Source organism: Williamsia sp., assembly GCF_036566845.1.
Lineage (GTDB): Bacteria > Actinomycetota > Actinomycetes > Mycobacteriales > Mycobacteriaceae > Williamsia.
In genome coordinates this window covers 1-6,736 of the sequence record NZ_DATCVM010000006.1, presented here as the reverse complement: position 1 = coordinate 6,736, position 6,736 = coordinate 1, and the positions used below count along the sequence as shown (strand labels likewise).

General features: G+C 64.1%; 6 protein-coding genes and 1 tRNA gene. 4 read left to right on the top strand and 3 right to left on the bottom strand.

What is annotated here, in order from left to right:
• Both VIQ49_RS00185 and VIQ49_RS00180 read right to left on the bottom strand, forming a co-directional pair.
• Positions 1-558 (bottom strand): DUF222 domain-containing protein (locus VIQ49_RS00185; RefSeq protein WP_331879770.1); only part of this gene is annotated, 558 nt, incomplete at its 3' end.
• Between the two features lie 65 nt (positions 559-623).
• A complete protein-coding gene (locus VIQ49_RS00180) occupies positions 624-1,244 on the bottom strand; it encodes a class I SAM-dependent methyltransferase (RefSeq protein ID WP_331879769.1) in 621 nt (206 codons plus the stop codon).
• An 83-nt stretch (positions 1,245-1,327) separates the two neighbouring features.
• Between VIQ49_RS00180 and VIQ49_RS00175 the strand changes: the two genes are divergently transcribed.
• Positions 1,328-1,401, top strand: a tRNA-Gly gene (locus tag VIQ49_RS00175).
• A gap of 464 nt (positions 1,402-1,865) precedes the next feature.
• Here VIQ49_RS00175 and VIQ49_RS00170 read toward each other — a convergent pair.
• A complete protein-coding gene (locus VIQ49_RS00170) occupies positions 1,866-3,179 on the bottom strand; it encodes a DUF2254 domain-containing protein (protein ID WP_331879767.1) in 1,314 nt (437 codons plus the stop codon).
• 190 nt (positions 3,180-3,369) lie between these two features.
• Between VIQ49_RS00170 and VIQ49_RS00165 the strand changes: the two genes are divergently transcribed.
• From VIQ49_RS00165 to VIQ49_RS00155, 3 genes are all read left to right on the top strand, one after another.
• Entirely contained in the window at positions 3,370-4,590 is a 1,221-nt protein-coding gene (locus VIQ49_RS00165; protein WP_331879765.1) for a cation:proton antiporter, read from the top strand.
• A 364-nt stretch (positions 4,591-4,954) separates the two neighbouring features.
• Positions 4,955-5,818: a metal-dependent hydrolase gene (locus VIQ49_RS00160; protein WP_331879771.1), complete on the top strand. Its 864-nt coding sequence runs from the start codon at positions 4,955-4,957 to the stop codon at positions 5,816-5,818.
• On the top strand, positions 5,815-6,736 hold a 922-nt coding region (locus VIQ49_RS00155), incomplete at its 3' end, for a ferredoxin reductase (RefSeq protein WP_331879763.1). The genes VIQ49_RS00160 and VIQ49_RS00155, both read left to right, overlap by 4 nt.

The following is a 6,736-nucleotide window of genomic DNA, read 5'->3' as shown; positions in this document are numbered from 1 at the left end:
ACGATTGTTCTTGGCATCCTCACGAGCGCGGCGCACCAGGTCCGGGTCACGGCGGAAGATGATGGCATCAACCATGTCTCGCATCCGATTCTTCGACCACGACCCCCGCCGACCCAACGCCTCGGCGATCGCCCGATCGATCTCCGCCCGATGCTCGGAGCCGTCGATCAACTCAGTCCTTGCGATGATGTCCGGAATATGATGCGCCGCAACCCGTCCGGCCTTCAACAACCCATTGACCTCGGGCAGCCGATCTCGTAGTGCGAGCGCCCGGTTGATCTGTAGCTCCGCGGCGTGCTGAGTGAGGCCTTGTGCCATCGCGAGCCTCGCCGCACATTGCGCGAACGGATCGAGCGCACGCATCTCCGACTCAGTCCCGATCGTGGGCTCCACCACCTGCCGATGGACCATCGCGGCAGCGGTATAGCGCTCCCATTCCATTCGGCTCTGCTGCGCCATCGCCAACGTTGCATTCCGCAACAACTCGTTGGTGCGCAACAGACAGGCGGGGCCGAAATCATCGTCCCCACCAGCATCTTCGATCTCCCCCTCGAACATAATTGCGAGTCTATCGGACGCCTCCGACAACGATTGGAACGTCAAGCGAACCAACGATCCAAGCGTCAGCGCTTGCGGGCCACCAGGTGGAAGTCGGGGAATCGATGGTCGGCGTCGGGGCGGCTGATCGTGCGCCAGATCTCGTCGAATCCGGCGAGGGCCAGAGCTTCGGCGAGTCGGTCCGGATGCCAGCGCCACGCCGGTGCGACTCGGTGGTCGAACTCCTCGACAGCGCCGACCACGTCGGTGGTCTGACCGGCAACCGCTACGAGTGCGCCGGGATTCATCCGCGTTGCCCAGCCGCCCAGCACGTATGGGATATCGGCCGGCGGGACATGAATCAGGCTGAATCTCGCCATGATCGCGGCAAGGTTCGTGCCGCCGAGGTCCACGTATCGCAGGTGCGCATCGTCCTGGATGAACTGGAGTTCGGGGTAGTTGCGACGTGCAAAGCCCAGCATCTCGACACTGGGGTCCACCCCGATCACGCCCAGCCCCTGCCGCGCGAGATCCGCAGAGACCTGCCCGAGACCACACCCGACATCCAGCACGACGCCTTCGATGGGACCTTCACGCACCAGGTCGGCAAATGCCGCCACCACGTGCCGCTCGATCGGGGTCAGATACGGATCTGGGAAGGTCTCGGCGTAGAGGTCCGCAAGCGCGTCATATCCGGGCTGGGTCACTCCTGGATTGTTCCAAACCAGAGCGCGCCACGTGCATTCCTGGCGGCGCCTGTTAATATCGCTCTCGCGGCCGAAGGTCGCACGCCGATGTAGTTCAATGGCAGAACGGCAGCTTCCCAAGCTGCACACGCGGGTTCGATTCCCGTCATCGGCTCCACCAGGACCGCACACGTCGCGTTCCCGTTCGGTCAGTCCGTCGACCGTGGCGTCGACTCCGCGAGTGCCGCAAACCGTTCGATCATGCGGCGGGCGACACTCCGTGACAGCAGCGACTCCCCGACCGCGATGACGGAGATGGCCTCGAGCAACCGATCCGGCCGGGTGTCTTTGAGGAGGAAGCCGCTCGCCCGGCGCGCAGAGCCTGCACGACGAGTTCGTCCTCGTCAAATGTGGTCATTATCAACACCTTTGTGCCCGCGCAGGCCGGATCTGACACGATCCGCCGAGTGGCCTCGAACCCGGACCGCACCAGCGCCTGATCGTCGACAACAGCCACCCGTGGTCATCAGATGCCGTTCCGTGTGATGGGCAGGGTTGCGTGCACTCGGAATCCACCGTCGCCGGTGGGGCCGGCGGTCAGACTGCTGCCGACGAGGTGCGGTCTTCGCGAGCGGGCGCAGCCTATCGCCCCAGGAGTTCCGACAGCTTCCCTGCGTCCCGAAGCACCGGTTCCAGGTCGGCGGGCTGCGCGATGCTCCGGTGCGCGTCGTCGAGGATCAGGTCCAGTTGCATGGCGACTGCTGTGCGGCGACCCTCCGATTCGGGGCCCAGGCAGCTCGCCACCGAGGTGAGCATCTCGATGAGTGCGAGCGCGATTGCCGGTTCCGTTGCGCCGTAACGGCGGATCTGTCCGCAGGCCAGGTCGAGGTAGCCCTCGAAGTCGCTCGCCGGAGTGGTGACACTCGCGGTGGATGTCGGCCGGTAGACCGTGGGCCCCAGCCTGCGCGTCGCGAGAATCGCGAGAATCGTGGCGAGTTGGTCGACTGCCTGCACCCCGGTGTACGGGTCGTTGACAGCCGGCGACAACGCTTTGGCGGCTATGTCGACGAGCTGACGAATACCGAACGAGACATCTTGCTCCAGGGTCCGTTCGAAACCGACCCGGACGCACTCCACCACCGCTTCCGCGCTCTGGTCGCGGTCGACGTCCTCGCCGATGTCGGACCAGACCCACGCCAGAGGTGAACCACGCACTATGTGCGCGCCGACCGGAACGGCATACCGGATGTGGACCGAATGACCGACCGCGAAGTCGATTGCGGCTTCGGGACGCACAGTCTGCACGTACCCGGAATCCGGGGCGGCGACCGCCACGGCGCCTGCCGGGACCGGACCGGTGACCTCGGAATCGTCGTTCCCGTCGGCAAGCCGGGAATTGATCATCGCCGTGGTGTTGCGCCCGATCCGGCGCATGATCTGATCGATCTGCATCGAATGTGAAATGTGGTGGACCTCGTAGATCAGGGCACCGAGGCTCAGGAACAGCAGCGCGATGGCACCGGAGACGGCCGCACGGGGAAACGATGCGCTTCGATCGCCCGCCGAGACGCCGACGGTGTACAGGCCGGCAGCCGAGTACGCGAACGTCGCGACGAACACGCTGAGCACGATCTGATTCGGCCTGTCGCGTAGAAAGTTCCGCACGATTCGCGGCGAATACTGGGTCGAGGACAGTTGCAGCGCAACAACTGTGAGCCCGAGCATCAGGGCGATCACCGTGATGGTCGTGGCCGCGATGCCGATCAACAGACTGCGCGCGTCGTCCGCGGTTCCCTGAAATACCAGCCAGTGGTACGACGACGATTCCGCGACCTTGACCTCGGCCAGGCCCGCGCCGAGCGCGATGGCCAGCCCCATCGCGGCCAGTGGCAGCACCCACATCGCACCGAGCAGGTATTCCCACCGAGCTTCCAGACGTTGCCGTCGTCGGGTCACACCGATTGCCTCCTCCGAAACCTGTTCGAGCAGAGCATGAACACCGGAAAGACGTGTGGTCCGTTTGTCCTCCCGATACCGATCACTGTGGCACCAGTTGGCGTCCGGTGTCGTATTGTCAACAAAATCCCCCGGAGACGGAAATCCCCCCGAGGGAAACTCCTCAGAGGCTAATGACGAAAGTCGGGCAATGACAGTTGAGGTCGCCGAGTCACTGTTCTGGATCGTGCTCGCGGCGGCCACCGCACCGCTGCTGGCGGCCGCCGTGCCCGGGCGACTGCTCCCCGAAGTGGTGTTGCTCTTGGTGGCCGGCATCATCATCGGGCCGTTCGGCACCGGCATCGCCGAGATCACACCCGAGATCGACATGCTCCAAGAGCTCGGTCTCGGGCTGCTGTTCCTCCTCGCGGGCTACGAATTGGATCAACGTGAGTTGGTCGGCAGCGGTGGTCGCCGGGCGCTACTGACCTGGTTGTGCTGTCTGGCAATCGCATTCGCGGCGGTGTTTTCCATCGCCCAGGTGATGGAGATCAGGGCCGAGGTCGCGACGGCGATCGCGCTGACCTCGACCGCACTCGGCACACTGCTACCGATTCTCGGAGAACGCGGACTGATCGAAACACGCATGGGCCGAACGATTCTCAACCACGGCGCGATCGGCGAACTCTGTCCGGTGGTCGCGATGGCGATCCTTCTCGGCGTGCGCGGCGCCGCTGGTTCACTGCTGGTTCTCGCCCTGTTTGCACTCACTGCGGTCATCGTCGCACTCGTGCCCGGGCGGATCGGCGGTCCACGATCACGGTTGTCGGGACTGATCCGACGGGGCGCCGACACCACGTCGCAGACGCAGGTGCGACTGACAGTGCTGCTCCTTGTCGGTTTGATCGCACTCGCCGCCGCATTCGATCTCGACATCATCATCGCGGCCTTCGCGGCCGGCTTCATCTTGCGGCGCACCCTGCCGACGGGTCACGACGGGCTCGAGACCAAACTGGGCGGCCTGGCGTTCGGTCTCCTCGTCCCGGTCTTCTTCGTGACCTCCGGGATGAACATCGACGTCGACGGCGTGGTGGGTCGGCCCGAAGTCCTGCTGCTGGCGATCGTCATGCTCCTGGTGGTGCGCGGCCTGCCGGTCTTCATCGCTACGCGGTTCGAGCGGGCCGACCACGGTCGCCGGAGGGCCTTCGACCGCCGCGAGCGCGCCCAGATCGCGCTGTACTCCACCACCGGGCTGCCGCTGATCGTCGCCGTCACCACGGTGGCGGTCGATGCCGGCCCGATGACCGCGACCAACGCGTCCATCCTCGTCGCGGCCGGTGCAATCACGGTGTTGGTACTCCCCCTCATCGCCACCCTGCTCGGTCGCGGCGAGGTGGAAGAGATCGTCCCGGCCGATGAGGAGCCGGACTGACCAGAGATACGCCTGGTTCGACTGGCGTGGATTCGGCCACCACGAATGCGGCGACAGCCGACGTTGAAAGATCGGTCCGATCCGGCCGAGGCGACAATCGTTTGCCACGGACGGATTCGTACTTCACTTCACGCGCCCAGCCAAGAGCTCATCGGCTGTCGTCGACTCATCGAAAATGATGATTTCGCGTTAACAACCTACGCGTTTCACATCACATCCATGCCATATTGTGATTTGGCACATACGCAGCGCGTGTTACGGTCGGCGGACGAAAAGTTGCCACGGCAGTACCTGGGGGGTGTCCGGCCGAGCCCCAAAGGAAGGTCTACCGAACGCTGTGAGATCCGAATCCGATATCCGGCTGATGATCAAGCCCCGCGACGTCACGTTCGACTGGGCAGGAATGCCCTTGCATTATGTCGGCGGAAACCCCCTGGCCACGCACCTCATCAACGTGTTGCATCTTGTGCTACCGGAGGGTGAAGAGTGGTTTGTCGAGACGTTCAAGGAAGCGCTGCCCTATATCGACGATGAAGATCTCCGCGAGGACGTTGTCGGATTCATCGGTCAAGAGGCGGTGCACGCGAGCGCCCACACCACTGTTCTGGACCACCTGAAGAGTCAGGGTCTCGATCCCACCCCTTACACCGATCAGATGAGTTTCCTGTTCGGGATCGCACTCGCGAAGCGACCATCGGAGAATTCGGATCCCCTGCACGGTCTTGTCGAGCGATTGGCGTTCATCGCGGGCATCGAACACCTCACCGCTTTCCTCGGCAACTGGGCACTCAACGAAGCCCGGCTGGACGACGCCGTCCACCCGACGATGCTGGATCTGCTTCGCTGGCACGGTGCCGAGGAGGTCGAGCACCGGTCGGTCGCATTCGAGGTGATGGAGTATTTCGACGGTAGGTACAGCCGCCGAATCCGGACGTATCTACTCATCGCACCTACCGTGGCCTGGTACTGGGCCAGGGGCGTGCGTTTCCTCATGCAGAACGACCCCAGTCTCGGCGGCGCATCCGATCGTCGGGTGCGGTGGTCCGATTGGGGCGCGGTGACGAAACGCGGCCTGTTCCCCAACGGCAGGTCGATATTACGGGCCGGCGCCCGATACCTCCGACGCTCGTACCACCCAAGTCAGGACGGCTCGACAACCCAAGCGGTTCGATACCTCGCAGCATCATCGAACGCAGCGGAATCGAACGCAGAGGCGCCGCGCGAATGACACTTCGCCCCCGACGGGTCGCTCAACTGGTCACGTCATTTCGGGCAGGCCGTCAGATTCCGCCGAATCTCTTCGGGCGCGACGCACCGGACCAGACGGTCGCATTGATCACCGACACATTGGACAAGATCTTCGCGACGCTCAGCGGATTCGAGTATCGATCCGAGTTCGCCGCGCCCAAACGAAATCCGTTGATCACGTTGGTGGTTTCGGAGCGGAAGATGCTGTGCGAGGACGTTGTGCAGTTGACATTGCGGTCCGCCGATGACAAACAACTGCCGCCGTGGGATGCGGGTTCTCATCTCGATCTGCATCTGCCGTCCGGCCGGCGGAAACACTATTCGCTGTGCGGTGATCAACGGGATCTGTCGAGCTATCGCATCGCGATCCGCCGGATGCCCGAGACCGGCGGGTCGTGGGAAATGCATGAACTGCCGTTGGGTGCCCAGCTCACCACCCGAACTCCTCGCAACGGTTTTCCGTTTGTCCCCAGCGAGCGTGTGTTGTTCATCGCCGGCGGCATCGGCATCACCCCGATCATCGCGATGGTCCGCGAAGCTCGGGAGCTCGGCATCGATTGGTCCCTGGTCTACTCCGGCCGATCGCGACACTCCCTGCCTTTCCTGACAGAGATCGAGGGTTGGGAAGACGACCGCGTGGTGATCCGGACAGACGAGGACCACGGCGCCCCCGACGCAGCGAAACTGCTCGAGCGCGCACCCGCGGGCGGAGCCGTCTACTGCTGCGGGCCCGGCCCGATGATCAATGCGGTGGTCGGCTGTTTCGACCAGACGCCGGCGACGGAACTGCACTTCGAACGATTCAGCGCGCCACCGGTCACGGACGGCGTCGAGTTCGAGATCGAGCTGGCACGATCGGGGCGGGTGCTCACCGTCCCCGCGGACCGCTCGGCGCTCG

Excerpts from the sequence above, each read along its gene's own strand:
- VIQ49_RS00165 (WP_331879765.1), top strand. The coding sequence starts at position 3,370 with ATGACAGTTGAGGTCGCCGAGTCACTGTTCTGGATCGTGCTCGCGGCG.
- VIQ49_RS00160 (WP_331879771.1), top strand. The coding sequence starts at position 4,955 with ATGATCAAGCCCCGCGACGTCACGTTCGACTGGGCAGGAATGCCCTTG.